The following is a 25884-nucleotide window of genomic DNA, read 5'->3' as shown; positions in this document are numbered from 1 at the left end:
TCAGGCCCCGTTCCGGTTGCCGAGCGCGTCGGCGTTGGGGGCGGCCTTGGCGACCAGGTTCGGGACGACCAAGGACAGCTCCTCGGGTGTCCAGCGGGTCTCGGCGCTCGCGCCGGGGCCGTTGACCCACCCCTCCAGTACGGTGATCCGGTTGCCGACGACACCGAAGACCCGGCCGGTGACCTCGCGCGAGGCCGCCGAACCCAGCCACACCACCAGCGGCGAGATGGCCTCCGGGGTGAGGTCCTGGTGCTGCGCGGCCTGCCGCATCATCTCGATGTCCTCGGTCAGCCGGGTGAGGGCCGTGGGGGCGATGGCGTTCACCGTCACGCCGTAGCGGGCGAGTTCGGCGGCGGCGATGATCGTGAGGCTCGCGATGCCGGCCTTGGCCGAGCCGTAGTTGGACTGCCCCGGGTTGCCGAAGATGCCGGACGGGGAGGTCGTGTTGATCACCCGGGCGTCGTTGGCGCGACCGGCCTTGGCGCGCTCGCGCCAGTAGGCGGCTGCGTGGTGCAGGGTGGCGAAGCTGCCCTTGAGGTGGACGGCGAGCACGCTGTCCCAGTCCCGTTCGGTCATCGACACGATCATCCGGTCGCGCAGGATGCCGGCGTTGTTGACCAGTACGTCCAGGCCGCCGTAGGTCTCCACGGCCTGACGGACGAGCCGGCCGGCGCCGTCCCAGGTGGAGATGTCGTCGGTGCCGGCGACGGCCTCGCCGCCGGCCGCGACGATCTCGTCCACCACCGACTGGGCGGGTCCGGCCGAGGCGCCCCCGCCGTCGCGCGCGCCCCCGAGGTCGTTGACCACGACCTTCGCTCCGTGCGCGGCGAAGCCCAGGGCATGAGCCCGGCCGATGCCGTTGCCTGCTCCGGTGACGACCACGACCCGGCCGTCCACCACTCCTTCGGACATCCTCAGCTCCTCGATGACAGTGGTTGGGCGGTCTCCGCGAGCAGCACCCGCGGGTCCTCGCTGCCGCAGCCGCACCGGCCGGAGACGACCCTGCCCGCGATGCCGAGCGGGGTTTCGGGCAGGGGCGATGTGCGCTGTTCCCCCGCGGCCACGAACAGCTCCCCGTCGCGCTCGCCGAGGCGCCATTCGGCGCCGTTGACATGCGCGCCGCTCCGCTCGGGGCACTCCAGCGCGAGGGCCGGTCCGACGGCCGAGAACAGGCAGGCGGGCACGCCCAGCGCACGCAGCATCGGCACGGCGGCGGGCCGGGCCAGGACGATCTGCGTCGGCCGGAACATCTGGCCGATGTCGGCGGCTGCGGACAGTCCCTCCAGGGTCTCGGCGGACAGGCCGATCACCGCGTGCGGCCGCAGCTCGCGGTGGAAGACGGAGGTGCGGCGGTGGTCCCAGCCCATGGCCTCGGCGATGCCGTACGTCACCCTCAGGTCCTGCAGGGCCCGGATGACCGCTTGTCCCCAGAAGCCCTCGAAGCCGGAGGCGGTCAGCAGGGCCCGCTGCCCTGCGGTGAGGCCGTGCTCCCGCAGCCGTGCGGTGACCCAGTCGGTGTCCCGGGCGAGTTCGGCCCAGGTGAGTTCGGTCTCGCGGATGCCGTCGGCGGTGCGGAAGGGCACCAGATAGGCGAGTTCGGGACGGTCGAGTTCCCCGGCCCGGGCCAGGGTGTCGGCGCGGGCCATCAGCTCTTTACCACCCGGGGGAACTTGGCGACGCTGGTCATGGTCCTCAACAGGTCCTCCTCGGTGCGCATGTCGAGCACCGGCTCGACCCCGGTGCGTTCGCGCACGGCCTTGCCCAGCCGGCCGGCCAGGGCTTCGACGTCGCCGGTGAGCGTGGGGTCGTAGCCGACGCGCAGCCGCAGTTCGTCGACCTCGCGGCGGTCCCGGACGATCTGGAACACCCCGGCCACCGTCTCCGGCTGGTCCTCCACGGCCTGCCAGACGTCCCGCAGCACCACGGAGCGCCCCCGCACCAGCGTCTCGTCGCCACGCCGGCCGGCCACCCACATGCGGGCGTGGGTACGGCCGCAGCCGCAGGTGTCGCCGGACAGCCGGACGAGGTCCTCGCTGCGGTAGCGGATCAGCGGTGCGGCCCGGTTGTCCAGGTCGGTGGCGACCAGTTCGCCCAGCTCGCCCTCGGGGACGTCATGCCAGCCGTCCTCCCCGGCCTCCACGCACTCGGCGAAGACGGTGTCCTCCCAGAGGTGGAAGCCGTCGTGCTCGCGGCACTCCCAGGCGGTGCCGGTGTCGGCGGCGCTGGTGTACTCGTAGACGTCGATGCCCCAGTCGTCACGGATCCGCTCGCGCATCTTCCGGCTGAGTGGCTGACCGGCGCACGAGGCGCCCTTGAGCGAGGAGAACGCCTCCTTCAGGTCCGTCCGCTCCGCCAGGTGCTCCAGCTCCACCATCTGCGGATACATCATCTGCAGGTAGGCCGGCCGGTAGGTGCGCAGCGCCTCGACGACCTGGTCCATCTTCCCGATCCAGGTGTCGACCTCGATCACGACGGCGCCCAGCGCCTGGTAACCGCGGTCCATGAGGTTGCGGAAGGTGCCGGGCGGGCTGAGCACCCGGTCGCCGGGCCGCAGGCCCAGTTCCCACAGGTCGCGCACCTGTGCGGTGACCAGGGGCGGGGCGTCCTGCCAGATCTCGGCGAAGAACTCCGGGTCACCGGTGGTGCCGGAGCTCGACGACACGGAGGTCAGCTCCTCGGTCGGCACACAGAGCAGGCCGCCGAACGGGTCACCGGTGCGGGCCCGGTAGGCGCGCACCATGTCCTTGGTGATGAACGGCACGCGTGCGCGGAAGTCCGCCAGGGACCGGATCTGACGGGGATGTACCCGGTGCTCGTCCCAGAGTTCGCGGTAGAAGGCCGAGTTGGCGTAGGCGTACTCGACGAGCTCCAGGACCCGTTCCTCCTGCCGTGCCCGCAGTTCCTCGCGGGGCATGGTCTCCACCTGGGGCTCGAAGTACCTGTCAGCGGTGTCCCGGTCACCGGCCATGGCGCCTCCTTGCGGCTCAGTGCCCAGATCTTCCAGCTATCAGCGCAATCAGTCAACCAATTCTACGGATTGAGGGGTCGGGCCGAAGCCCCGAGCCGATGTTCCGGCCGCCCGGCCTTCCCTTTCCGTCGCCATACAACTAAAATCGCTAACTGATTACATCCATTGACCCGCAAGGAGCGTCATGTCGAAGATCTGGGTCAACTCGGGGGACTCCCATGTGATGGAACCCGCCGACGTGTGGACCGAGCGGCTGCCGGCACGGCTGGGCGCACGGGCCCCGCGCAGCGAGCGTGGGGAGAAGTACGAGATGCTCTACATCGACGGCGAGCGCATCGACCGCCAGCTCGGCGACTTCATGGACGCCATGCGCCCGCCGGGCGCCTGGGACCTGAAGGTCCGGCTCAAGGACCTCGACCAGGAGGGCGTGTGGTCCCAGCTGGCCTTCCCCTCCATGGGGTTCTGGCTGGTGTCGATCACGGACCGGGAGCTCGCCCGGGAGACCGTTCGGGCCTGGAACGACTGGGCGCACGAGGAGATCCTCAGCAAGAACAAGCGCGTGATCACCACCGCCTGCGTCTCCACGGCCGACATCGACGACGCGGTCGCCGAGCTGGAGCGGGCGGCCGAGCTCGGCTTCAAGGCGGTCTTCCTGCCGTGCTCGACACGGCAGGGCGAGGAGTACGCCCTCGACCGCTGGGAACCGCTGTGGACCGCGGCCGAGCGGGCGGGCATGGTGCTCGGGTTCCACATCGGCACCGGCGCCCAGAACGTCGTCTTCCGCGGGCCCGGCGGCGCGGTCGTCAACTACATGGAGACGACCTACCCGGGCATGCGGGTGGTGTCCCACATGGTCGCGGGCGGTGCCCTCGACCGCCACCCGGACCTGAAGATCCTGATCGCGGAGGGCGGCGCGGGCTGGGTGCCCGCCATCGGCGACCGGATGGACGAGGCCTACCGGCAGCACGGCATGTTCGTCCGCCCCAAGCTCAGCCGGCTGCCCAGCGAGATCATCCGGCAGCAGGTGTACGCGTCCTTCCAGCACGACAGGAGCTCGGTGGAGATCGTCGAGTCGACGGGCTACCGCAACGTGATGTGGGGCGACGACTACCCCCACCTGGAGGGCACCTACGGCCACACCCAGGCCACGCTGCACGACCTGTTCGACGGCGTGCCGGTCGACGTCCGCGAACGCGTCACGCGCGGCACCTTCAACGAGTTGTTCGACCTGTCCGAGCAGACCCCGCAGGAGGCCGCCGTCTGAGCGGCGGCGTACCACCGTGACCACTCCCCCCTACCCCGAGGACCTGGAGCGGCCAGGGCTCGTCCGGACCGGACGGTCGACCTTCGTCCGGCCGGTCCGGCCCGAGGACGCGGACCGCCTGGTCGCCTTCGTCGGCAGCCTCTCCCGGGCCACCCTCGCCTACCGGTCCCTCGGCCCGGTGGTCCGGGTCCGCGACGACGTCATCCGGCGCGGCGCGCACGTGGACTACCTCAACGAGCTGGCACTCGTCGCCCTGGCCGGCGACGAGATCGCCGGCCTCGTCCGCTACGTCCGCGACACCGGGGACCCGGAGCGCGCCGAGGTCACGTTCACCATCCGGGACGACCACCAGAGCGAGGGGTTCGGCAGGCTGCTCCTGGAGCACATCGCGGCGGCCGCCCGGGCCCGGGGCATCAGGGTGCTGGATGCCGACGTCCTCGCCGACAACACCCGGATGATCAACGTCTTCCTCGGCTCCGGCTACCGGGTGAAGGCCGGGCCGCCCGGCCAGATCATCCACTTCGAGATCGCCGTCGACCCGCAGGCCCAGGCCGTGGCCCGGGCGGAGCGCCGCGAGCAGACGGTGGTACGGCGATCCCTCAGACCCCTGCTCGAACCGCGGTCGGTCGCCGTGATCGGCGCCAACCGCGGCCCCCTGACGATCGGACACGAGATCGTGGCGAACCTGCTGCGGGGCGGCTTCGGCGGCAGCGTGTTCCCCGTCAACCCGCGGGCGGAGCAGGTCGCCGGGGTCCGGGCGTACCCACGGGTCCGTGACCTTCCGGAGCCGCCGGACCTGGCGTTGGTGGCCGTGCGGGCCGAGGCGGTGCCCGCCGTCGTACGCGAGTGCGCCGAGGCCGGGGCCAGGGCGGTGGTCGTCGTCTCGACCGGCTTCGGGGAGACCGGGGCCGAAGGCCGCTCGACCGAGCTGGAGCTGGCCCGGTTCGCCCGCGCCTCCGGAATGCGGCTGGTGGGCCCGAACTGCATGGGCGTCGTCAACACGACCCCCGCGGCACGGCTGGCGGCGACGTTCTCGCCCGCGCTGCCGACGCCGGGCCGGGTCGCGATGTCGAGCCAGTCCGGGCCGCTCGGGCTCGCGGTGCTGGACTTCGCCAAGCGGCTGCGCCTCGGCTTCTCCGGCTTCGTGTCGGTGGGCCACGCCGTCGACGTGTCCACCAACGACCTCCTCCAGTGGTGGGAGGAGGACCCGGCGACCTCGGTGATCCTGCTGCACGTCGAGACCTTCGGCAACCCGCGCCGGTTCGCCCGCGTCGCCCGCCGGGTCGCGCCCCGCAAGCCGATCGTCGCGGTCCACCCGGGCCCCGAGGACTCGGCGGTGCACTCGCTGTTCGCCCAGTCCGGCGTGATCCGCACCCGCAGCCTCCAGGAACTCTTCGACGTCGCCCTGCTGCTGGCCCACCAGCCTCCCCCGCCCGGCAACCGGGTCGCCGTGATCACCAACGCGGGCGGCCCGGCGGCACTGACGGCCGGGGCGTGCACGGCGAGCGGGCTGCTCGTGCCCGAGCTCGGCGAGCGCACGCGGCACCGGCTCCGCTCGGCCCTCGCACCCCATGCGGACGTCTCCAACCCCGTCGACCTGACCCCTGCGGCCACCGCCGCGCACTACCGGGAGGCGCTGGACGCGGTCCTGGCCGACGACGGCATCGACGCGGCCGTCGTGCTGTTCATGCCGCCGCTGGCGGACAAGGCCGACGAGGTGGCGTCGGCGATCCTCGACGCGGCCGCGGGCCGTCCCGACAAGCCGGTGGTGACGAGCTTCCTCGGCGGGGCGGGGGTCGCCGATCTGCTGCACCGGGACGGACTCGTCGTACCGACCTACACGTTCCCCGAGGCGGCGGCCACCTCGCTCGGACACGCGGCGGCCTACCAGGTCTGGCGCAGCACTCCCGCGGGCGTCGTTCCGGAACTCGCGGGAGTCGACAGCGAGCGCGCCCGGTCGCTGGTCGCCGCCTGCGCCCCCGGCCCGGCCCCGGCAGCGGCCACCGCCGAGTTGCTGGGCGCGTACGGAATCGCCGTACGGGACACAGGCCCGGACACCGTCCCGGACGCAGGCGACGCCGGCTTGGACGCGTTCCTAGCCGTCGGCGCGGACCCGGTATTCGGTCCGGTGGTCTCCTTCGGCCTCACCGGGGACTACGCCGACCTCATGGCGGACGTGGCACACCGCGTCACCCCGCTGAGCGACCGCGACGCCCGCGAGATGGTCCGCTCGCTGCGCGCGGCCCCGTTGCTGGACGGCCGGGCGGGGGGCCGGGGTGTCGATCTGGCGGCTCTGGAGGAGACGGTCCTGCGGGTCTCGGCGATGGTCGAGGACCTGCCGGAGATCGAGGCCCTGGAACTGCGCCCCGTGCGGCTGCTGCCGCCCGGGGAGGGGGTCGCCGTCGCACACGCGGCGATCCGGCTCGCGGGCGACACGACAGGAGGCGCTCCGGCGTGAAGGTGGGCATCTACTTCGACCTGCGCAACCCACCGCCGTGGCAGCGGAGTTGGCCGCGGGTGTACGGCTTCGCGCTGGAGATGTGCGAGGAGGCGGACCGGCTGGGCATCGACTCCGTCTGGTTCTCCGAACACCACGGCTTCGAGGACGGCTACCTTCCCCAGCCGCTCACCATGGCGGCCGCCGCCGCGGCCCGCACGCGCCGGGTGCGGCTGGGCACCGCGGTCGTCCCCGCACCGCTGCACGCGGCCCCCGAACTGGCCGAACAGGCGGCGGTCGTCGACATCATCAGCGACGGCCGCCTGGACCTCGGCCTCGGCACCGGCTACCGGGTGCCCGAGTACCGGCTGTTCGGTGCCGACCTCGCGAAGCGCTACACCACGACCGACCAACGGGTCAGGGAGATCCGGCGCCTGTGGGCCGAGTCCCTGGTGACTCCCGGCCCAGTCCAGGATCCGCTGCCGATCTGGCTCGGCTACCAGGGCCCGCAGGGCGCACGCCGGGCCGGCCGGCTCGGCACGGGACTGCTGTCGCTCAACCCGGCGTTGCTGACGCCGTACCGGGAAGGCCTCGCCGAGGGCCGCCACGACGCGTCGACGGCCCGGATGCAGGGCTCGTTCACGACGTTCGTCACCGAGGATCCCGAGGGCGACTGGCCGGTGGTGCGCAAGCACCTGGCGTACCAGTGGGACAGCTACCGCCGGTACATGGTGGAGGGAACGGACCGGCCGGTCCCCCGCCCCATCGACCCCGAGAGGTGGCGGGCGACCGGGCTGACCGCGACCGGTGTCGGCCAGTTCCTCTACGGCACCCCGCAGGAAACCGCCCAGGCCATCAGGGCGTATGTGGCGGGGCTGCCGGTGGAAGGGGTGTTCCTGTGGGCCTCACTGGCCGGAATGCCCGAGGAGATGGTGGCCCGCCAGGTCCAGCTCGTCGCCGGGAAGCTGCGGCCGCTGCTTGCCGACGCCTGAGCCCGGATGACCACGGCGGCCCAGGATGACCGGGATGACCGGGATGACCGGGGTGCCCAGGATGCCTTCGGATACGAGGAGTTGTTGCGTCATGTCCACGCGAGCGGGTTCCGTCCCCGGTGACCGGGGGGATGCGGCAGCGGCCGCGCACTGGGCGGGGGCCGACTTCCAGGAGCCGCCCCGGACTCCCGGCGGGGTGGCGCTGTGCGGCGCGTGCCGCGGTGCCGGCTCCTGCCGGCTCGGCGTGGAGCGGGAGCGGCTCGACGCGAACGGCGTGGCGTGGTTCGAACTCGCCTGCCCCCGGGACCAGGAGGGCGGGCCCGAGGTGGCGCACGGCGGCTGGACGGCTGCCGTGCTGGACGACTGCCTCGGCCATCTCCCGCTGCTGCACCGGGTGTTGAGTGTGACAGCGGAACTGACCGTGAGCTTCGTGAAGCCGGTACCGGTGGAGCACCCGCTCCAGGTGCGTGCCTGGGTGGAGCGCCGCGAGGGCTCGCGCTGGTACATCGCGGGCGAGATGGTCCTGCTGCCGGCTGGTGCCGTGCTGGCCCGGGCCTCCGGGATCTGGGTGACCCGGGACCGGGGCCACTTCGCACGGCACGAGCGCTGGCTGGCCGAGCAGAACGGCATCGCCGGGGATCAGTAGGACCGCAGTCCCATGCTGCGGGCTATCCCGTTGCGCTGGATCTGACTGGTTCCGCCGGAGATGGTGGCCACGATCGACTCCCGGTAACGGAAGCTCATCACGCTCTCCGTCGAGAAGCCGTGGCCCGCGCAGACCTGCATCCCGAGCCGGGCCGCCGCCACGTAGGTCTCCGAGCCCTTCAGCTTCGCCATCGAGCCCTCGCGGGTGCAGGGCCTGCCCTGGGCGAGCAGCCAGGCGGCCCGGTACGCGAGCAGTCGCGCGGAGTCGATCTCGGTCTGCAGGTCGGCCATGGCATGGGCGAGCGCCTGGAAGTTGCCGATCGGGCGGCCGAAGGCCTGCCGGGTGCGGGCGTACTCCAGCATCTCGTCCAGGGTGGCCTGGGCCGCCCCCAGGTAGCCGCCGCTGATGATCACCTTCTCCAGCTCGATGTTGGAGAGCATGATCTTCCAGCCCTCGTCGCGCGGGCCGACGAGGTTGTCCCTGGGCACGGAGACGTCGTTGAAGAAGACCTCGTTGGTGCCCAGGATGTGCCGGGCGAGGGTCGGGGTCCGGCGCACCTCTACACCCCGCGTCGCCGGGTCGACGAGCAGCAGGCTGATCCCGCCGTGCTTGGGCTCGCGGGGCCCCGTGCGGACATAGGTCGCGATGGTGGTGTCGGGGAGCCCGGCGCCGGTGCACCACGCCTTCTGCCCGCGTACCAGGAAGCGGTCGCCGTGATCCTCGGCGGTGGTGCGCAGGGCGGCGGCGTCCGAACCGCTGTCCGGCTCGCTGAGGCCGACCGCGAGCCGGTGGCGTCCCGTCATGACCTCCTCACGGATGAAGTCGCGCTGCGCCTCGCTGCCCCAGCGGAACACCGTGATGCCGGGGATGAGCACGCCGATGTAGCACATGGCGACGTCGAAACTGGCCCGCCCCAGCTCCTCGGCGATCAGGATCAGTTCGAGCGGTCCGCCGCCGTCACCGCCCTCCTCCTCGCTGAACGGCAGGGAGAACCAGCCCAGATCGGCCATGCCACGGAACAGCTCGGGCGGCACGACGCCCTCCTCGTCCCACTGCTTGGCCTTCTCGGCGGGACACACATCGCCGACGAACTGCCGTGCCGTCGCGCGCAACAGGTCCTGCTCGTCAGTCAGCCCGAAGTCCACGACCACTCCTCCGCCACGAGTAGCTTATTTATCTACCTAATAAATCTATGTTAGCGGATAGTGGGGAACATGGCGGGCCGACCGAGTCGGTGTTCCAGGCTTTGACACGACGCGGAAGACGAGCGTCGGGTACGGACTGATCGTCGCGAAGGGAGGAGACGATCAGCTCGCGGGATGGCCAGGCCTGATATCCAGCGCGTCCGTCAGGAAAAGTGGAGTGATTCGGCCGCCCGGGCCGCTGCTCACCGTCTCCGGGGCCAGCAGGAATCCGACGTGGTCACCGCCGTCGATCCGGTCCTGCACGCGGCCCACGAACCAGGCGGGGGCTTCGTCGAGGACGGGAGATCCGCCTGGCCCCGGGTGCCATGGGACATCGGCGAACTTGTCGAGGTGATCTCCGGTCTCACCACCGAACAGCCGGGCCAACCGGTGCTGGTCCCCTCGGAGCAGATGAACCGTGAGCCGTTCGGCCTGCTCGGCCACCCGGAACGTCCGATTGGCCCTGGACAGCCAGACCACGAAGCGGGGCGGTCTGATCGAACACTGCGAGCCGAATCCGACCAGACAGCCCGCCCGTTCACCGGCGGCCTCCGCGGTCACGATGTACAACGGATAGTCGAGCGGGTCGGAGAACGGATCGAGTTCGGTCACGGTTCTGGGCTCCTGGCTCGGGATGTCGGCTGCCGGGCAGGACTTCGAAGCTTGCGGTACCGGCTGGTCCACGCGCCCGTCGATCCGGGACGCCACTGGTCACCGGCGGAGCGTCGCGCGCACCGGTCCAGCCGAGCGCAGCCTCGACGTCGACCGCAACGTACCCCACCCATGACGCCTTTCGACAACACCGGCACGGCCGTCGGCGCCCCCGGCCGACCCACCGGCACGACGTCCCCGACCGGGCGACGACGGCGTCGAAGTCCGTCTCCACAACGGCGTGAGCCGCATGTGGCGACTGGCGAGAACGGGGCCGGGTCGTTCGCGTGACGGGGGCCGGCTCAAGGGAACTCAGCGTCGGGGTTTCTGCTCCGCAGGCAGCGGGACCCGCCACTCCAGTTCGGTGCCGCCGCGGTCGGGACGGGACACGCTCAGGTGACCGCCCAGTCGTTCCACCCGCTCGGCCATGGCGCGCAGACCGTCGCCGCGGACTCCGTCCGGGGTGCCCGTCCCGTTGTCCGCGAGCGTCAGGACCGCTTCACGGCCGTCTGCCGTGAGCCCCACCTGCGCGCGGCTCGCGCGGGCGTGCCGGGCGATGCCGGTGAGGGCCTCGGCGAGCACGGCCAGAATGGCGTCGGCGATCACCCGCGGTACGTCGGTGTCCAGCAGGCCCTCGATCCGCAGACTCGGGGTGAAGCCCAGCGTGGGAACGGCCTCGCCCACCGCGTCCACCACCCGCGCCCGCAGCCCGCCGGCGGTGGCGCCTTCGCGCGTCCGCAGACCGAAGATGGCCGATCTGATGATCCTGATGGTCTCGTCGAGATCGTCCACGGCTCGCCCGACCCGGTCCGCGGCCTCGGGGTGCTCGATGAAGCGTCCCGTGCTCTGCAAGGTCATCCCCGTCGCGAACAGGCGCTGGATGGCCAGGTCGTGCAGGTCACGGGCGATCCGGTCGTGGTCCCGGAGCAGTGCGATCCGTTCGGCGTCCTGCCGGTGCTCGGCCAGTTCCATCGCGAGGGCCGCCTGTGCCGAGAACCCCCGCAGCAACTCGGTCTCCTGCCGGGCGAACGCGGTCCGGCCGGCCTCGCGGGCCAGGAGGACCACGCCCCGGGTGCCGCCCTCGGGTGTACCGATGGGGACGGCGACCGCGGGGCCGAGCCCCTGGAAACGCGGGGGTTCCGGGGAGATACGCGGGTCATGGGCGACATCGTCGCTGGCGACCGGGGCAGCGGTGGCGCAGGCCAGTCCCATCAGGCTTCCGTACAGGGGCAGCACGAGCCCCTGGTGGGCCTCCGCGTCAAGTCCGACGGCGATCTCCACGGTGAGCGTCTTGGTCTCCGCCATCGGTGTCGCGACCGCGGCCAGTGCCGAACCGGTGATCTCCCGGGCCCGGTCCGCGATCAGGCCGAGCGCTTCGGCCCGCGGGCTGCCGGACATCAGGCTGTGGGCGATGTCGGCGTTCGCCCGCAGCCAGCGTTCACGCAGCCGGGAGTCCGCGTACAGCCGGGCGTTGTCGATGGCCATGCCGGCGGCCACGGCCAGGGTGGACACGATCGCCTCGTCCTCCTCGCCGAACGCGGCCGTGCCGCGCTTCTCGGTGAGGTACAGGTTGCCGAAGACTCGGCCGCGGACGCGGATCGGGACGCCGAGGAAGCTGTTCATCGGCGGGTGGTGGGACGGGAAACCGTACGAGGCCGGGTGGTCACCGAGTCTCGTCAGCCGCAGCGGCTCAGGATCACGGATCAGCTCACCGAGGATGCCGTGCCCCTGCGGGTGGGCGCCGATCTCGGCGATCTGCGTCTCGCTCACGCCGACGGTGTGGAACGCCGAGAGGGTCCTGCCGTCGGGTCCGATGACCCCGAGAGCGGCGTACTCGGCATCCACGAGTGCGGCGGCCGCGTCCACGATGGTGCGCAGGGCGTGTTCCAGATCCAGGTCGCGCCCGACCGTGAGCACCGCTTCCAGCAGGCTGTGCACCCGGTCACGGGTGGTTCGGGCCGCGTCCACCCGTGCCTGCAGCTCTTCCAGCAGTTCGTCGAGCCTCAACTGCGGCAGCTGTACGCGATCACTCCCGGGGCTGGTCACCACGTTCCTCCTGGGCCCGTCGGTGCGTCGGCGAGGAGACGTCGAGTCGCTGCACTCTCACCGTAGACCTCGGAGCGCGGAGCGCATACTCCGGCTACGGGCGGCGAGAGCGGTCATGCGGCGTTCGCACTCCGTCGGGAGCACGGAGTACGACTGGTTCGCGCAGACGACTCTCGACCAGGCGGGGCACGGCGCCGCGGAGGGCATCGCGGCCGGGGACGGCGAGGTGTGGGGGCCGCATCATCCGGACGGCGGCCCGGGTCCACTCGGTCCCTCGCCGGGTCCATGCGGCCCATGCCGCGCCACGGTGGGGATCGTCCACGCTGGAAGCGGGGCCCGGCGAAGGGAGTCACCGTGACCGCTCAGGACGTGGACGCGCACACGCTCGCCACACTCGTGGCCGATGCCACGGCGGCACCGTCGCTGCACAACGCGCAGCCCTGGAACTTCCGTCACCTCGCCGGCCAAGGGGTTCTGCGCCTGTACGCCGACCTGTCGCGCGCGCTGCCGCGCACCGACCCGGACACCCGCGGCCTGCACATGGGCTGCGGGGCCGCCCTGTTCAACCTGCGCGTGGCCGCCGCCGCGGCCGGACGGACCCCGGTCGTACGGCTGCTGCCGGACCCGGCGGACCCGGCACTGCTCGCCGAAGTGGCCCTGAACGGTGCCGAACCGCCTGATCAGACCCTCGCGGCCCTGTATCCGGCGATCCCCCGGCGCCACTCCAGCCGCCGTCCCTTCAGCGAGCGGCCCCTGCCGGCCGGCCTGCAGGACCGGATGTGCGAAGCCGCAGGCGCCGAGGGCGCGCAGCTGTTCTTCCCCGGCGTCTGGCATGTGCAGGAACTGCTGGAACTGGTGCAGGACGCCGAGGGCCGCGAGGCGCTGGACCCCGTCCTGCGCGCCGAGACGGCCCGCTGGGCCCGGACCGGGCCGGCGGATTCCCGACGGGCGTCGGACGGCATACCCGCCGAGGCGTTCGGTCCCGGCCGGTACGGTCCGGCGACCCCGGTGCGCGACTTCGCCGCAGGCCGGCCGGTACCCGGACGCGGCTGGGCGGTGTACGAGAGGAACCCGCACCTCGCGCTGCTGGGTACCGGTCGCGACGGGCCGGCGGACTGGCTGCGCGCGGGTCAGGCGCTGGAGCGGGTCCTGCTCGTGGCCACGGCCGGCGGGCTGGTCACCTCGATGACCTCCCAGACCCTGGAGTGGCCCGAGCTGCGGTGGGTGACCCGCGACCCGAGTTCCGGCATGGCCCATGTGCAGATGGTGATCCGTCTCGGTTACGGCCCGGAGGGCCACCCCAGCCCCCGGCGCCCGGTGAACGAGGTGCTCGACGTCGTCCGAGATCCGGTATGAGGAGTTGTCGTATGAAGGTCTCCGAGGTGATGACCGCCCCGCCGGTGACGGTCGCGCCGGACGTGCGGCTGGCGGAGGCGGCCCGCCGGATGGCGGAAGCCGCGGTCGGGTCGGTCGTCGTCGTCGACGGCGAAGGCGTGCTCGTCGGTGTCGTCACCGACCGGGACATCGCCCTGCGCGGCCTGGGCGGCGGCCTGGACCGGAACGCGGCGGTGGATGCGGTCATGTCCGACCGGGTGGTCACCGTGGACGCGGGCGACGACCTCCAGGCGGCCTACCGGGCGTTCCGCCGCACCGGCGTACGCCGGCTGCCGGTCCTCGAGCTGGGCCGGGTGGTGGGCGTACTGACGGTCGACGACCTGTTCCTCGACGTCTTCCGCCGGCTGGCCGACCTGCTGGGGCCGGTCGCCCGGACCGTGCTTCAGGAGCCGTCCGGGCGCGACTGCGCGGGCGGAACCTCGCAGGCCGGCTCGTCGTCGGCCACCGGCTGACCGAGCGGGAGGTGGACGTGCCGGAGACCGCCCGCGGTCACCGCGGAGTCCGGGGCCGCCGGGCGCACCCCGGGCGAGAGCGGCCGAGCCGTCCGGCGCAGCCCCATCGCCGGGGAGACCGGCAGCGTCGCCGGCAGCCCCTCGGGCACCAGCGCCGTCACGCGGCGGGCCGCCCGGGCCTCACCCGGGGCCGGTCGGCCCGGGCGCGGGCGGACCGTTGCCGTCCGGGAGCACCAGCACGCAGGTGTCCCCCGGCTCGACGCACACCGCACGGTCCGGCAGCCGGATGTCGATGGGCGACTCGTCGGACGACGGCACGGTGACCTCCAGCCGCCCGCGCCGCAGCCGCAGCCGTACGCCCCAATGTCCCCGGTAACGAAGGGACATGCCGTACGACGACAGTTCCGGCAGCGGCACCGGGTCGAGCCAGAGCGCTGCGTCCCGGGTCTCCAGCCCGGTCAGCCCGCGCTGCACGAGGTCCAGGGTGCCCGCCATCGCGCCCAGGTGGATGCCCTCGCCGGTGGTGCCGCCCTGGACGTCGGCGATGTCGCCGCGCAGGGTCTCCTGAACGAACGTCCAGGCATCGGCGCGGCGGGCGCGGGCCAGCACCCAGCCGTGCACCAGGCCGCTGAGGGTGGAGCCGTGGCTGGTGCGGCGCAGGTAGTGGTCGACCGTGCGGGTCCAGGTCTCCTCGTCGAGTTCGTGGCCCAACTGCTTGAACAGAGCGCGGAGTTCGGCGGGTGAGAAGAGGTAGCCGAGCATCAGGACGTCGGCCTGCTTGGAGGCCTTGTAGCGGTTGACGGTGTCGCCCTCGGCCTCGAGGATCCGGTCGAGGCGGCGGATGTCGCCGTAGCGCCTGCGGTATCCGGGCCAGTCGAGTTCGGCGAGTCCGCCGTAGCCCTCGAACTGGCTGATGACTCCGTCGTGGAAGGGGACGTGGAGCGTGCGCGACACCTCCTCCCACCGTCGGAGTTCCGCATCGTCCAGGCCGGTGCGTTCGGTGAGTTCGCGGCGGCGCGGCTCGGGCAGGGTGTCCAGCAGTTCCAGGGTGCGGGCGAGGACCCAGGCGGCGGTGACGTTCGTGTAGGCGTTGTCGTCGAGGCCGGGCCCGGAGGCGCCGGGGTAGGCGTCGTGGTACTCGTCCGGGCCCATCACACCGCGGATGCGGTGGCGTCCTAGGCGGTCGTCCCAGGTGGCCGAGTCGGCCCAGAACCGGGCGATCTGCAGGAGCATCTCGGCGCCCTTGGTGTGCCGGAACTCGGTGTCGCCGCTCGACTCGCCGTACCGCCACACGTTGTAGGCCACCGCCAGGCCGACGTGCCGCTGGAGGTGCGAGTGGTCCGGCAGCCAGCGTCCGGAGCGTGGGTTCAGGTGCCGCGACTGCGACTCCTCGCGTCCGTCGGCGGCGCTCTGCCACGGGTACATCGCGCCGCGCCGGCCGATCGCGCGGGCGGCGGCGCAGGCCCGGTCCAGGCGCCGGTGCCGGTAGCGGAGGAGGGCCCTGGAGACCTCGGGGAAGTGCAGGTCGAGGAAGGGCAGGACGAACAGTTCGTCCCAGAAGACGTGTCCGCGGTAGGCCTCGCCGTGCAGGCCCCTGGCCGGCACGCCGACGTCCAGGTCGGCGGTGTGCGGGGAGAGTGTCTGGAGCACGTGGAAGAGGTGCAGCCGCAGGATGCGGCCCGCCTCGCCGGGCACGTCGAGGGCGGTGCGGCGCCACAGCTGGGCCCAGGCGGCGCGGTGGGTCCCGAGCAGTTCGTCGAATCCGGGAGCGGCGCCGATCCGGTCGACGGCGGCCTCCAGGGGGACGCCGATCGCGGGGTCGCGGGAGGTGTGCAGGGCGACGGTCTTGTCGACGGTGCGGGTACGGCCGGACGTCAGCGGCAGACTCAGCCGCAGGACGGCTTTCAGCAGGCCGTTTCCTTGGGAGATCGGGGCGTTCGCGGTGAGTCGTGCGGCCATGCCGATCCGGATGTCCGAGGTGCGGGTACGGCAGCCGAGCCACACCGTGTCCGTCCCGGCGGTACCGGTGCGCACGGAGGTCAGGTGGTCGTCGGCCAGGTCCCGGTAGCGCGGCACCCCGGCGTTGCGGACGCTCCCGTCGAGCGCCGCCTCGACCTCCAGCTCCCCGGCGAAGCCCTCGGCGGTGAACTCGGTGCGCAGGGCGGCGAGATACGGGTCCGCCATGTGCACCAGCCGGTGCTGACGGATGTGCAGCACCCGTCCGCCACCGAGCCCGTAGCGGGTCCGGCGCTCCAGCGTCCCGTCGGCCAGGTGCAGGACCTGACGGTGCTCCAGCACGGGCGCGGTGTCCGGGCTGAGCCAGTCCGCGCCGGGCAGCCGGAACCGCAGGGGCAGCCAGTTCGGCAGGTTGACCAGGTCCTCGTTCTCGACCCGGTGTCCCGCCACGTCCGAGGTGAGCCGGTCGTAGCAGCCGGCCACGTAGGTGCCGGGGTAGTGCACGTCGTCCGCGGCGCACTCGGGCAGGGCGCCCCGGGTCGCGAAGCGGCCGTTGCCGAGCGTGCACAGCGACTCCCTGAGCCGCTCGTCGGCGGGCACGTAGCCGTCGTACTCCCACCTCACCGCGGTCCTCCCCTCACGACCCGGTTCGCCCGCTCGCCCCGGCCCGGCCGTCCCGCCGTCGGCCAGGGCGTCGAAAGGGCCGACGTCGCGCGGCGCCGGAGCGCCCGGGCCGTGGGCCCGGGCGGCCATCGGCATTCCCTCAGGCGCGCACCGGGGGCGGCGATCACGCTGTCTGCGGTACGACGGCCACCGGGCAGTCCGCGTGGTGCAGCAGGGTGTGGGCCACCCGGCCGAGCTGCAGGCCGCGGTGGCCGTGCCGGCGGCGGGCGCCCAGGACCACGAGGTCGGCGGCGGCCGATCGGTGCACCAGGATCCGGTGGGCCGGGCCCTCGACCGTCACACTGCGCACCCGGACGTCGGGGTGCTCGGCCATGAGTTCGCGCAGGAGTGTGTCGAGCAGGGCCGAGGCGTGCGGCTCGGCCTCCCGGGCGGGTTCCTCCGCCGTGAGGGGACGACGCCAGGCGCGGACCACGTCCAGGGTGCATCCGCGCGCCGCCGCCTCGCGGAAGGCGAAGTGGGCGGCAGCACCGCCGGAGGCCGGGTCGCCGGCGCCGAGCAGGATCCGTTCATGGATGCCCGACAGGCCCGCCCTGTCCCCGCGGACCACGACCACGGGGCAGTGCGCCCGGCCCGCGACCGCCAGCCCGACCGAGCCGAGGAGCAGACCTTGGAACTCGCCGCGGCCACGCGATCCTGTGATGAGCAGGGAGGCGTTGTTGCCCTCGTGCAGGAGGGCCTCCACCGGGTCCTCGGGGAGGATGTCGGTGGTGACCTTCACGTCCGGGGCGCGCCGGGCCGCGCGGTCCGCCGCCGAGGCGACGATGTGCTCGGCCAGCACACGTTCGGAAGGGCGCTCCGCACCGATCCCGGGGACACCACCCTCGTAGCGCTCCCAGAGGGATGCGTACACCAGCCGCAGCGGGACGTCGTGACGGGCGGCCTCGGCCGCCGCCCAGTCGACCGCCTGCAGGCTGCCGTCCGATCCGTCGACGCCTACGACCAGCGGAAGCGTCATCGTCCTCACCGCCTTTCCTAGGACTGCCGCCTCTCGGGGGCAGGTGGTTCCCCCTTTCACCTTCGCACCGGCAGGCGGTCGGCAGGAGGGCCACTCGGTCCGTTCGGGTACCCGTTGAGCCCCGTGGAGGAGCGGCCACGGGCGGGACACCGTCCTCGCCCTCCCTAGTGGGGATCGTTCCCCTCGGGCACAGCCGACTCCGTCGGCGGTGAGGACGCCGAGCGGTCCGCGCGAGGGTGCGGGTCGTCCCCTGTCCGGGACCGTCCGGCCCACGCCGCCGGGGTCCGGTCGCCGCGGTCGCGCGGCGCGGTCGCAGCGTCCGGTTCACCGTGCACCGGGTACGCCGCGCCCGTGGCCGTGGGCGGGCGCGGTCGGTCGACGGTCCGGGACCGCGGCGGCGTGGGCCGGGAGGCGTGGGCCGGGAGCTACGGCCCTCCGGCGATCCTGGCGGGACCCGTCCCGCCAGGATCGCCATGGGCCGAAGAGTCCCTTCGGGAGGGTCTGGACGGCCCTTGGTGCGCCGGCCGCGTCGGGCTCAGGCTGGGAGAGAGTTCCGAGGAGGCAATCATGCACGGCAGCCCGCACACCGTCGGCGACGTGATGACCCGCAGCGCTGTCGCCGTCGGCCGTGACGCCCCGTTCAAGGACGTCGTCGCGCTGATGGACCAGTGGAAGGTCAGTGCCCTTCCGGTGCTGGAGGGCGAGGGCAGGGTGATCGGCGTCGTGTCCGAGGCCGATCTGCTGCCGAAGGAGGAGTTCCGGGACAGCGACCCGGACCTGTTCGTCCAACGGGAGCGGCTTGCGGACCTGGCCAAGGCCGGCGGGGTGACCGCCGGGGAACTGATGAGCACGCCCGCGGTGACCGTGCACGCAGACGCCACGCTGGCGGAGGCCGCGCGCATCATGGCGCGGCGCGGGGTCAAGCGGCTGCCCGTCGTGGACGGCGTCGGCATGCTGGAGGGCATCGCCAGCCGTGCGGACCTGCTCAAGGTGTTCCTCCGCGAGGACGAGGAGCTCACCGAAGAGGTACGCCGGGATGTGGTCGACCGGCTGTTCCCCCTCTCCGCCGACCACATCCAGGTCGAGGTCGCCGAAGGCGTCGTCACCCTCACCGGCTGGATCGACGGCACAGCTCTGGCGCCGGTCGCCGAACGCCTGGCACGCGCCGTGGAAGGCGTGGTCGACGTGCGCTGCCGGCTGGCCCCCGTCTCCGTCAGGAACGGCACCGGCTGACGCGCGGTGGAGACCCGCGCCGACGGCCCGTCGGCCGGAGTGGGCACAGCAGTGTGCGCGGCCGGTCACCGCCGGCCGCGCACACCTCGTGCGGTGGGGCGTCCCCCCTCGAGTCAGCCCGTCCGCACGGGGAGGGTCCTGGTCCCCGCCTTCTCCTGCGGGACCGGGACCGGGACCGCGATGGTCATGACACCGTCCTTGTGCTCCGCCGTCGCCTCGTCGCCCCTGGCTCCCACGGCAGCCGGACGGAGCGTGCGGACGTGCCGTAGCGGAACTGCGTACAGTGCTTCTCGCCGGTCTTCTCCGGGCGCTCGGCCCGCACGCTCAGAACGCCCTCGGCGATGGTGATCTCGACGTCCTGGGCGGGGGCGGCGCCCGGGAGTTCGGCCCGCAGCAGGTACGTGCCGTCCGTGAAGTGCTCCTCGACCCGGATGCCGTGCAGGACCGGAGCCCCGTGTGCTCCCGGGAAGCCGGACTCCGCCCAGCCGAACAGGTCGGGCAGCACCGGCCGGCCGGGCCGGCGCTCCAGCATGCCGCTCATGCTGTGCCTCCCCTCGCTCGCGCTCATCTCCAGCGTCGGGCAGGGGAGTTGTGACGGCATGGGGCCGAGGGTCCCGATCCGGGTTCCGGTCGGCCCCTGTCCGTGGACCAGTTCTTGCCGCCGCCGAAGTGCCGGTCACGGCGGCCTCCAGAGGCCGGCGCCGTGTCGTGACACCTCCGGGCTCGGCCGCATCGCCGCACGGACACAGGCCGGGCGGCCCCCGGCAGCGGTCCGGAGTCCCCGCGGTCCGGGAGTCCTAAGGGGCTTTGACCGGCACCCGCCACACCAGTGTGGTTCCGCCGCCTGCGGGAGAGTCCCACTCCAGGCTGCCGCCGAGTTCGGCGGCCCGCTCCGCCATGTTGGCGAGGCCGCTGCGGCGGCCCTCGGGCGGAATGCCCACACCGTCGTCCCGGACGGTCAGCACCAGTTCCCGCCCGTCGGTCGAGAGACTCACCTCGGCCCGGTCGGCGCGGGCGTGCCGGGCGACGTTGGTCAGGGCCTCGGCGAGGACGGCCACGGCGTGGTCGGCGATCTCCCTGGGCACGTCGGTGTCGAGCAGTCCGTCCATGCGCAGACTCGGGGCGAAGCCGAGCACCGGCGCCGCCTCGCCCGCCACCCGCACCGCACGGGCCCGCAGGCCCGTCCCGGCACCGTCCGCACGGGCGCGCAGCCCGAAGATCGTCGACCTGATGATCTTGATGGTCTCGTCGAGGTCGTCCACGGCCCGCAGCACCCGCTCGGACGCCTCGGTGTGCTCGATGAGACGGCCGGCGCTCTGCAGGGTCATCCCGGTGGCGAAGAGCCGCTGGATGGCCAGGTCGTGCAGGTCGCGGGCGATCCGGTCGCGATCCTGGAGGACCGCGATCTCCTCGGCGTCCCGGCGGCGCTCGGCCAGCTCCAGCGCGATCGCCGCCTGCGCCGCGAAGCCCTGCAACGTATCGGTCTCCTCCGTGGAGAAGATGGTGCCGCCGGTCTCACGGGCCAGCAGCAGCACACCCCGCACACCGCCGTCGCCGGTGCCGATGGGAACGGCCACCGCGGGGCCGAGCCCCTGGAAACGCGGCGGCTCCTGACTGACCCGGTCGTCGTGCCCGACGTCCTGGCTGGACACCGGGGCCGCGCCGGCGAACGCCAGGCCCATGAGGGTCCGGTCCAGCGGGAGCACCAGCCCCCGGTGGTGGTCCGCGTCCATGCCGACGGCGATCTCCACGCCGAGCGAACCCGCTCCCTCCATGGGCATCGCCACGGCGGCCAGCGCCGACCCCGTGATGTCCCTCGCCCGCTCGGCGATCAGGACCAGGGCTTTGGTCAGGTCACCGCCCGACATCAGGCTGTGGGTGATCTCCGCGTTGGCCCGCAGCCACCGCTCCCGCTGTCGTGACTCCTCGTAGAGCCGCGCGTTGTCGATGGCGACACCGGCGGCCACGGCCAGCGTCGACGTGACCGACGCGTCCTCCTCGTCGAACTGGGCCCCGCCCCGCTTCTCGGTCAGGTACAGATTGCCGAAGACCTGCTCGCGGACCCGGATGGGGACGCCGAGGAACGTGTTCATCGGCGGATGGTTGGGCGGGAAGCCGTACGACGCGGGGTGTTCGGAGAGCTTGGGAAGCCGCAACGGTTCGGGGTTGCGGATCAGTTCCCCGAGGATGCCGTGGCCTTCCGGAAAAGGACCGATCCGGGCGATCTGCTCCTCGGTGACGCCTACCGTGTGGAAGGCGGACAGCCGCTTGCCGTCGGGCCCGATCACGCCCAGGGCGGCGTACTCGGCGTCCACCAGCACCGCCGCCGCTTCCACGATGCTGTGCAGCGCCTGCTCCAGGTCCAGCTCCCGGCCGACGGAGAGGACCGCCTCCAGCAGGCTGTGCACCCGGTCGCGGGTGCCGCGGGCCGCGTCCAGCCGGGCCTGCAGCTCGTCCAGCAGCTCGTCGAGCCTGAGCTGGGGCAGCCGTACGCGGGCTTCCTCGGAGCCTTCCACCTCGTCCTCCAGATCCTGTCGACTCATGCATACCGGCAGGTCCGGTCATGGGACACGTTAGCGGTCGGCGTCGGCGGAGGGCACCGGGAACGGGGCAAGTCCAGGTGGGCCGTTCGGCCCACCGGTGAGGACGGACAGCACCTGCCCGGGCAGCCCGGCCCGGTCGACGCTTGAGCTGAGACCAGCCCCGAGCCAGACCTAGGAGACCGGAGACCGGCGTCATGGTCCGATAGGTGTACGACTCCGCCGAGGGCGGCCGTGACATGGCCGAGCTCCTCGGTGGCAAGGGTGCGAACCTCGCCGAGATGACCCGGCTGGGCCTGCCGGTCCCGCCCGGTTTCACGGTGACCACCGAGGCCTGCCGGGCCTTTCTGGCCGACGGTGTGTCGCCCGAGGGCATGGCCGAGGAGATCGCCCGGCACCTGTCGGGCCTGGAGACCGCCGCCGGACGGTCGCTGGGGCAACGGGACGACCGGCTGCTGCTGTCCGTGCGCTCCGGCGCCCGGTTCTCCATGCCGGGCATGATGGAGACGGTCCTGGACATCGGCCTGAACGACGACACGGTGCAGGGCCTGGCGAAGGCGTCCGGCAGTGAGCGCTTCGCCTGGGACTCCTACTGCCGGCTCGTCCAGATGTTCGGCAGCACGGTGATGGGTGTCGACCCGGCCCTCTTCGAAGAGGCCATCTGCCTGCTCAGGGAGGCCCGGGACGCACCGGACGACGTCCATCTCGACGCGAGCGACCTCGCCTGGCTGGTGGAGACGTAGGCCGCGTTCTTCTCGCTGGGCACGAACGACCTGACCCAGACCACCTGGGGCTTCTCGCGCGACGACGTCGAGGCGGCGTTCTTCTCCGCCTACCTCGACCGTGGCGTCTTCGCCTCCTCGCCGTTCGAGACGATCGACCGCGAGGGCGTGGGCCGGCTGGTCCGGATCGCCGTCGACGAGGGCCGTGCCGCGCGCCCCGACCTGGAGATCGGCGTGTGCGGCGAACACGGCGGCGACCCCGAGTCGGTGCACTTCTTCCACGCGGCGGGCCTGGACCACGTCTCCTGCTCGCCCTTCCGCGTCCCGGTGGCCCGGCTGGAGGCCGGACGGGCCGCCCTTGCCCAGACCGGCGTCAGCGACAGCCGGTGAACACCCTGTCAGTACACGAAAGAACGGAAAGGACGTGGCGCACATGACCATCGGAGACGCGGTACGGGTGCGGGCCCAGGGCGAGGTGGACGAGGACGCGCCCGGCTATGTCCGGTCGAAGGTCGACGCGGCTTTCGACCGGCTCGGGTTGCCGCCCGCCGAGGGCCCGTTGACCGTCGTCCGGGCGGCCGCGCCGCACGTCCGGCGGCCGTGGTCGGCCACGGCCCGGCTCCTGGTGGCCGGGAGCGTGGTCGTCGTGCACGCGGAGGAGACCACCGCCCACGAACTCGGTGACCGGCTCGAGGACCGGGTGCGGGCCCGTGCGCAGGCGCGGGCGGACCGCACGGACACGGCCCGCCGGTCGGCCGCGCCGCCGCCGTGGCGCGGCGGGCCCGCGGGACCGGACGAGGACACCCCGTCCGCCACGTAAGGGCCGATCCGGCCCAGGACGTGGGACCAACGGCACCTGCGCCGCAGCACGGCCGGAGGGAGAGTTGGGTCAGGAGCGGCACCGATCCCCCGCGGTGTCGCTCCGTCCGTACGACCGGTCCGCACCACGTCGACGAACCCCGCCCGCGCCTTGCGGCGCGACTCACCGACGGAGCCCCGCCATGGCCGACGGGGACGGCGCACCCGCCGCTTCGCCGGGTGCGCGCAGAAGCGTCGAGCTCGACAGCGCGCAGGCACTGCGCCTGCTGGGCTCGGTGTCCCTGGGACGGATCGTCTTCACCCGGCAGGCCCTGCCCACCGTCCGCCCGGTCAACCATGTGCTGGTCGACGGCGACATCGTCATCCGCACCCACGAGAGCGCCGCTCTCACCTCCCGCACCCGGCCGGCCGACGGCGCCGGGGTCGTGGTCGCCTACGAGGCGGACGCCATCGATTCCGAAACCCACCTGGGCTGGAGCGTGGTGGTCACCGGCTACGCGCACCTGGTCACCGACCCGCGCGAACTCGCCCGCTACGAGGGATTGTTGCGCCCCTGGCTGAACCGGCTGAACCGGACCATGGAACACGCGGTCCGCACTCGTCCCGACCCGGTGACCGGCATCGCCCTCGTCGGCGACGACGGCTGAGGGGTCAGTCGTGCGGTACGACCGCGACCGGCTGGTCCGGGCTCGGCATGCCGTGCCGGACCCGCAACCGCGTCCGGCCGCGCCGCGGTCGACTTCGCCTTCGACCATGTCGAACGGCGTGGTCGCGGTCCCCGGCTCCTTGTAGCCGCGCACGGGCAGGTGCGGGCGGCCGGTACGGCGGTGGGCGAGGCGGTGGATCAGCCGGGGGCAGCCGTGGTGGGCGAAGACCACCGGTCTGTCGGCGGTGAACGAGCAGCCGTACTCGACGTCGGTCGTCCCGTGCGGGTGTTCGTCCTTCGGCAGCAGCCGGGTCAGGTCGACGACGTCGACCACCCGCACAGCGGGGCGTAGGCGGCGGGGTCGGCCAGGCCGGTCACGGCGGTCACACCGGCTCCGGCACGATGACGACCGGGCACGCGGCGTGGTGCAGCACGCCGTGGGCGACCCGGCCCAGCTGGAGCCCGAAGGTGCGTGGGCGGCGCCGGGCTCCGAGGACCAGGAGGTCGGCGCCGTGCGAGGCGGCCACGAGCACGGACCGGGCGTGGCCCTCGACCGTGTGCCGGTGCGTTTCGATGTCGCCGGGGAGGTTGTGGAGCGCCGTGTCGAGGGTTTCCACCGCCCGTTGCTCGTGGAGCCGGGAGGGTTCCGCGGACATCAGGGGGTGATCGGTGGTCTCGCGCGCGGGCGTGCGCCAGGCCCTTACCGCGTCCAGGGGCACCCCGCGCCGCCACGCCTCCTCGTAGGCGAAGCGCACGGCCGCGGACTCCTTGCCGGCCTCACCGACGCCCAGGACGATCCTGCCGTGGACCGGCGTCGCGGCCTGGTTGTCGCGGCTGCCGCGTACGACGACCAGCGGGCAGTGCGCGTGCCCGGCGAGGGTCAGGCTGACCGAGCCCAGCAGTGCCTCGGCGAGGCCGCTGCGCCCCCGGGTGCCCGTCACCAGCAGGACGGCCTCCCGGCTCTCGTGGACCAGTGCGTACTCGGGTTCCTCGGCCAGCACCTCGGTGGACACCGTCACATCGGGCCGCCGGCTCCGGGCACGCCGCGCCGCGACCTGGACGATGTCCTCGGCCATGGTCTCCTCGGACGGCTTGTGCGGGTCCGCGGCGAGCTGGGTGCCCTCGTACCGCTCCCACAGCGAGGCGTACACCAGCCGGAGCGGCAGTCCGCGTACGGTGGCCTCGTCTGCCGCCCAGTCGACGGCCCGCAGACTCGGCTCGGAGCCGTCGACGGCGACGACGATCGGCAGGGTCATCGTCCTCACCGGCCCGTGGCGAGGTCGAAGACGATCCGTGCCGTGACCTGGCCGCGCAGCACCTCGTCGATGCACTCGTTGACGGAGTCCAGGGGGCGGGTCTCGCTGATGACCTGGGTCCGCCCGGCGGCGTGCAGCTGGAAGACCTCGGCGAGGTCCTGCCGGGTGCCGACGATCGAGCCGATCACGCTGGTGCCGTTGAGGACGGTGTCGAAGATCGGGACCCGCACGGTCCCGTGCGCCGGCAGGGCCACCATCACCAGCTTGCCGCCACGCCGCAGCCCGGAGTTGACGGCCTCGAAGGCGGCGTCGTTCACCGCGAGCGCTATCGCCGCGTGCGCGCCGCCGTGCTGCTTGAGGACCTCGCCGACGTCGTCCTTGCGGGCGTCGATGACGAGGTCGGCGCCGAGTGAGGTGGCGAGTTCGAGCTTCTCGTCGGTGACGTCGATGGCCGCCACGGTGGCGCCGGCGATCTTGGCGTACTGCACGGCGAGGTGGCCGAGTCCGCCGATCCCGGAGATCGCGACGAGCTGGGTCGGCCGTACGCCGGCGACCTTGAGCGCCTTGTACGTGGTGACGCCGGCGCAGGTCAGCGGCGCGGCGTCGACGGCCGTGACGCCGTCCGGCACGGGCTGGGCGAAGTCGGCCCAGGCCAGCATCTTCTCGGCGTACCCACCGTCGCAGCCGTAGCCGGTGTTGACCTGCTGCTCGCACAGGGTCTCCCAGCCGGACAAGCAGTGCTCGCACCGCCCGCACGCCTTGCCGAGCCAGGGCACGGCGACCCGCTGACCGGTGCTCAGCAGGGTGACGCCGTCGCCGAGTTCCTCGACGATGCCGACGCCCTCGTGTCCCGGCACGAACGGCGGGTTCGGCTTGACCGGCCAGTCGCCGTGCGCCGCGTGGATGTCGGTGTGGCACAGCCCGGAGGCCTCGACGCGGATGCGGACCTGGCCGGGGCCGGGCTCGGGATCGGGGCGCTCCTCGATGACCAGGGGCTCGCCGAAGGCTCGTACGACCGCTGCCTTCATGGTGTCTGCT

Annotated in this window: 22 protein-coding genes and 2 pseudogenes; 11 read left to right on the top strand and 13 right to left on the bottom strand. The window is 72.8% G+C overall.

Annotated features, from left to right (window positions below; genetic code table 11):
* From JF597_RS07685 to JF597_RS07675, 3 genes are read right to left on the bottom strand one after another with little or no spacing between them, the layout of a single operon-like run.
* Window positions 1–912 (bottom strand): SDR family oxidoreductase, encoded by a 912-nt coding sequence (locus JF597_RS07685; protein ID WP_293990921.1) that lies wholly within the window; start codon window positions 910–912, stop codon window positions 1–3.
* A 2-nt stretch (window positions 913–914) separates the two neighbouring features.
* Entirely contained in the window at window positions 915–1646 is a 732-nt protein-coding gene (locus JF597_RS07680) for a hypothetical protein (protein WP_293990919.1), read from the bottom strand.
* Entirely contained in the window at window positions 1646–2968 is a 1323-nt protein-coding gene (locus JF597_RS07675; protein ID WP_293990917.1) for a phenylacetate--CoA ligase family protein, read from the bottom strand. The genes JF597_RS07680 and JF597_RS07675 overlap by 1 nt, the downstream gene beginning before the upstream one ends.
* Window positions 2969–3152: 184 nt before the next feature.
* Here JF597_RS07675 and JF597_RS07670 point away from each other — a divergent pair, with 184 nt between their 5' ends.
* The 4 genes from JF597_RS07670 to JF597_RS07655 all read left to right on the top strand — a co-directional run bounded on the left by JF597_RS07670 (window position 3153) and on the right by JF597_RS07655 (window position 8307).
* Window positions 3153–4232: an amidohydrolase family protein gene (locus tag JF597_RS07670; protein WP_293990915.1), complete on the top strand. Its 1080-nt coding sequence runs from the start codon at window positions 3153–3155 to the stop codon at window positions 4230–4232.
* Between the two features lie 16 nt (window positions 4233–4248).
* Entirely contained in the window at window positions 4249–6690 is a 2442-nt protein-coding gene (locus tag JF597_RS07665) for a GNAT family N-acetyltransferase (RefSeq protein ID WP_293990913.1), read from the top strand.
* Window positions 6687–7661 carry an LLM class flavin-dependent oxidoreductase gene (locus JF597_RS07660; RefSeq protein WP_293990911.1) on the top strand — a complete coding sequence of 325 codons (975 nt, stop codon included), beginning with the start codon at window positions 6687–6689 and terminating at the stop codon, window positions 7659–7661. Before JF597_RS07665 ends, JF597_RS07660 begins: the two co-directional genes overlap by 4 nt.
* Window positions 7662–7752: 91 nt before the next feature.
* A complete protein-coding gene (locus JF597_RS07655) occupies window positions 7753–8307 on the top strand; it encodes a PaaI family thioesterase (protein ID WP_293990909.1) in 555 nt (184 codons plus the stop codon).
* Here the strand turns inward: JF597_RS07655 and JF597_RS07650 are convergent.
* The 3 genes from JF597_RS07650 to JF597_RS07640 all read right to left on the bottom strand — a co-directional run bounded on the left by JF597_RS07650 (window position 8301) and on the right by JF597_RS07640 (window position 12188).
* Window positions 8301–9452, bottom strand: a complete 1152-nt coding sequence (locus JF597_RS07650) for an acyl-CoA dehydrogenase family protein (RefSeq protein WP_293990907.1) — start codon at window positions 9450–9452, stop codon at window positions 8301–8303. The genes JF597_RS07655 and JF597_RS07650 overlap by 7 nt on opposite strands.
* Window positions 9453–9614: 162 nt before the next feature.
* Entirely contained in the window at window positions 9615–10103 is a 489-nt protein-coding gene (locus JF597_RS07645) for a flavin reductase family protein (RefSeq protein ID WP_293990906.1), read from the bottom strand.
* A 351-nt stretch (window positions 10104–10454) separates the two neighbouring features.
* Complete coding sequence (locus JF597_RS07640; RefSeq protein ID WP_293990904.1) at window positions 10455–12188, bottom strand: GAF domain-containing protein; 1734 nt, start codon at window positions 12186–12188, stop codon at window positions 10455–10457.
* 354 nt (window positions 12189–12542) lie between these two features.
* On the opposite strand from JF597_RS07640, the gene JF597_RS07635 reads away from it, so the two are divergent.
* Both JF597_RS07635 and JF597_RS07630 read left to right on the top strand, forming a co-directional pair.
* Window positions 12543–13544, top strand: coding sequence for a nitroreductase (locus JF597_RS07635; protein WP_293990902.1), 1002 nt, complete (start codon window positions 12543–12545; stop codon window positions 13542–13544).
* Between the two features lie 11 nt (window positions 13545–13555).
* Entirely contained in the window at window positions 13556–14035 is a 480-nt protein-coding gene (locus JF597_RS07630; protein ID WP_293990900.1) for a CBS domain-containing protein, read from the top strand.
* A 180-nt stretch (window positions 14036–14215) separates the two neighbouring features.
* On the opposite strand, the gene JF597_RS07625 is transcribed toward JF597_RS07630, so the two are convergent.
* Complete coding sequence (locus tag JF597_RS07625) at window positions 14216–16615, bottom strand: glycosyl hydrolase family 65 protein (protein WP_293990898.1); 2400 nt, start codon at window positions 16613–16615, stop codon at window positions 14216–14218.
* 163 nt (window positions 16616–16778) lie between these two features.
* A complete protein-coding gene (locus tag JF597_RS07620; protein WP_293990896.1) occupies window positions 16779–17630 on the bottom strand; it encodes a universal stress protein in 852 nt (283 codons plus the stop codon).
* A gap of 567 nt (window positions 17631–18197) precedes the next feature.
* Between JF597_RS07620 and JF597_RS07615 the strand changes: the two genes are divergently transcribed.
* Window positions 18198–18863, top strand: a complete 666-nt coding sequence (locus JF597_RS07615; protein WP_293990894.1) for a CBS domain-containing protein — start codon at window positions 18198–18200, stop codon at window positions 18861–18863.
* Between the two features lie 184 nt (window positions 18864–19047).
* Here the strand turns inward: JF597_RS07615 and JF597_RS07610 are convergent, their stop codons facing one another.
* Both JF597_RS07610 and JF597_RS07605 read right to left on the bottom strand, forming a co-directional pair.
* A complete protein-coding gene (locus JF597_RS07610) occupies window positions 19048–19464 on the bottom strand; it encodes an Hsp20/alpha crystallin family protein (protein WP_293990892.1) in 417 nt (138 codons plus the stop codon).
* A 196-nt stretch (window positions 19465–19660) separates the two neighbouring features.
* Window positions 19661–21406, bottom strand: coding sequence for a GAF domain-containing sensor histidine kinase (locus tag JF597_RS07605; RefSeq protein WP_293990890.1), 1746 nt, complete (start codon window positions 21404–21406; stop codon window positions 19661–19663).
* Window positions 21407–21642: 236 nt separating this feature from the next.
* Here JF597_RS07605 and JF597_RS07600 point away from each other — a divergent pair.
* The 4 genes and pseudogenes from JF597_RS07600 to JF597_RS07585 all read left to right on the top strand — a co-directional run.
* Window positions 21643–22140: pseudogene (locus tag JF597_RS07600) on the top strand (PEP/pyruvate-binding domain-containing protein); the annotation flags it as partial.
* 21 nt (window positions 22141–22161) lie between these two features.
* Window positions 22162–22515 (top strand): putative PEP-binding protein, encoded by a 354-nt coding sequence (locus tag JF597_RS07595; protein ID WP_293991015.1) that lies wholly within the window; start codon window positions 22162–22164, stop codon window positions 22513–22515.
* A 43-nt stretch (window positions 22516–22558) separates the two neighbouring features.
* A complete protein-coding gene (locus JF597_RS07590; protein ID WP_293990888.1) occupies window positions 22559–22945 on the top strand; it encodes a hypothetical protein in 387 nt (128 codons plus the stop codon).
* A 181-nt stretch (window positions 22946–23126) separates the two neighbouring features.
* Window positions 23127–23591 (top strand): pyridoxamine 5'-phosphate oxidase family protein, encoded by a 465-nt coding sequence (locus JF597_RS07585; protein WP_293990886.1) that lies wholly within the window; start codon window positions 23127–23129, stop codon window positions 23589–23591.
* 84 nt (window positions 23592–23675) lie between these two features.
* On the opposite strand, the pseudogene JF597_RS07580 reads toward JF597_RS07585, so the two are convergent.
* From JF597_RS07580 to adhP, 3 genes and pseudogenes are all read right to left on the bottom strand, one after another.
* Window positions 23676–23933: pseudogene (locus JF597_RS07580) on the bottom strand (phosphoketolase); the annotation flags it as partial.
* A 40-nt stretch (window positions 23934–23973) separates the two neighbouring features.
* Window positions 23974–24846 (bottom strand): universal stress protein, encoded by an 873-nt coding sequence (locus JF597_RS07575; RefSeq protein WP_293990884.1) that lies wholly within the window; start codon window positions 24844–24846, stop codon window positions 23974–23976.
* Window positions 24847–24851: 5 nt separating this feature from the next.
* Complete coding sequence (gene adhP / locus JF597_RS07570; protein ID WP_293990882.1) at window positions 24852–25874, bottom strand: alcohol dehydrogenase AdhP; 1023 nt, start codon at window positions 25872–25874, stop codon at window positions 24852–24854.
* Window positions 25875–25884 lie beyond the last annotated feature (10 nt).

The organism is Streptomyces sp. (assembly GCF_019510245.1).
In the GTDB taxonomy this organism is placed as follows: domain Bacteria; phylum Actinomycetota; class Actinomycetes; order Streptomycetales; family Streptomycetaceae; genus Streptomyces.
Note: the sequence above shows the minus strand (reverse complement) of the source record. Positions and strands in the feature narration are given on the sequence as shown.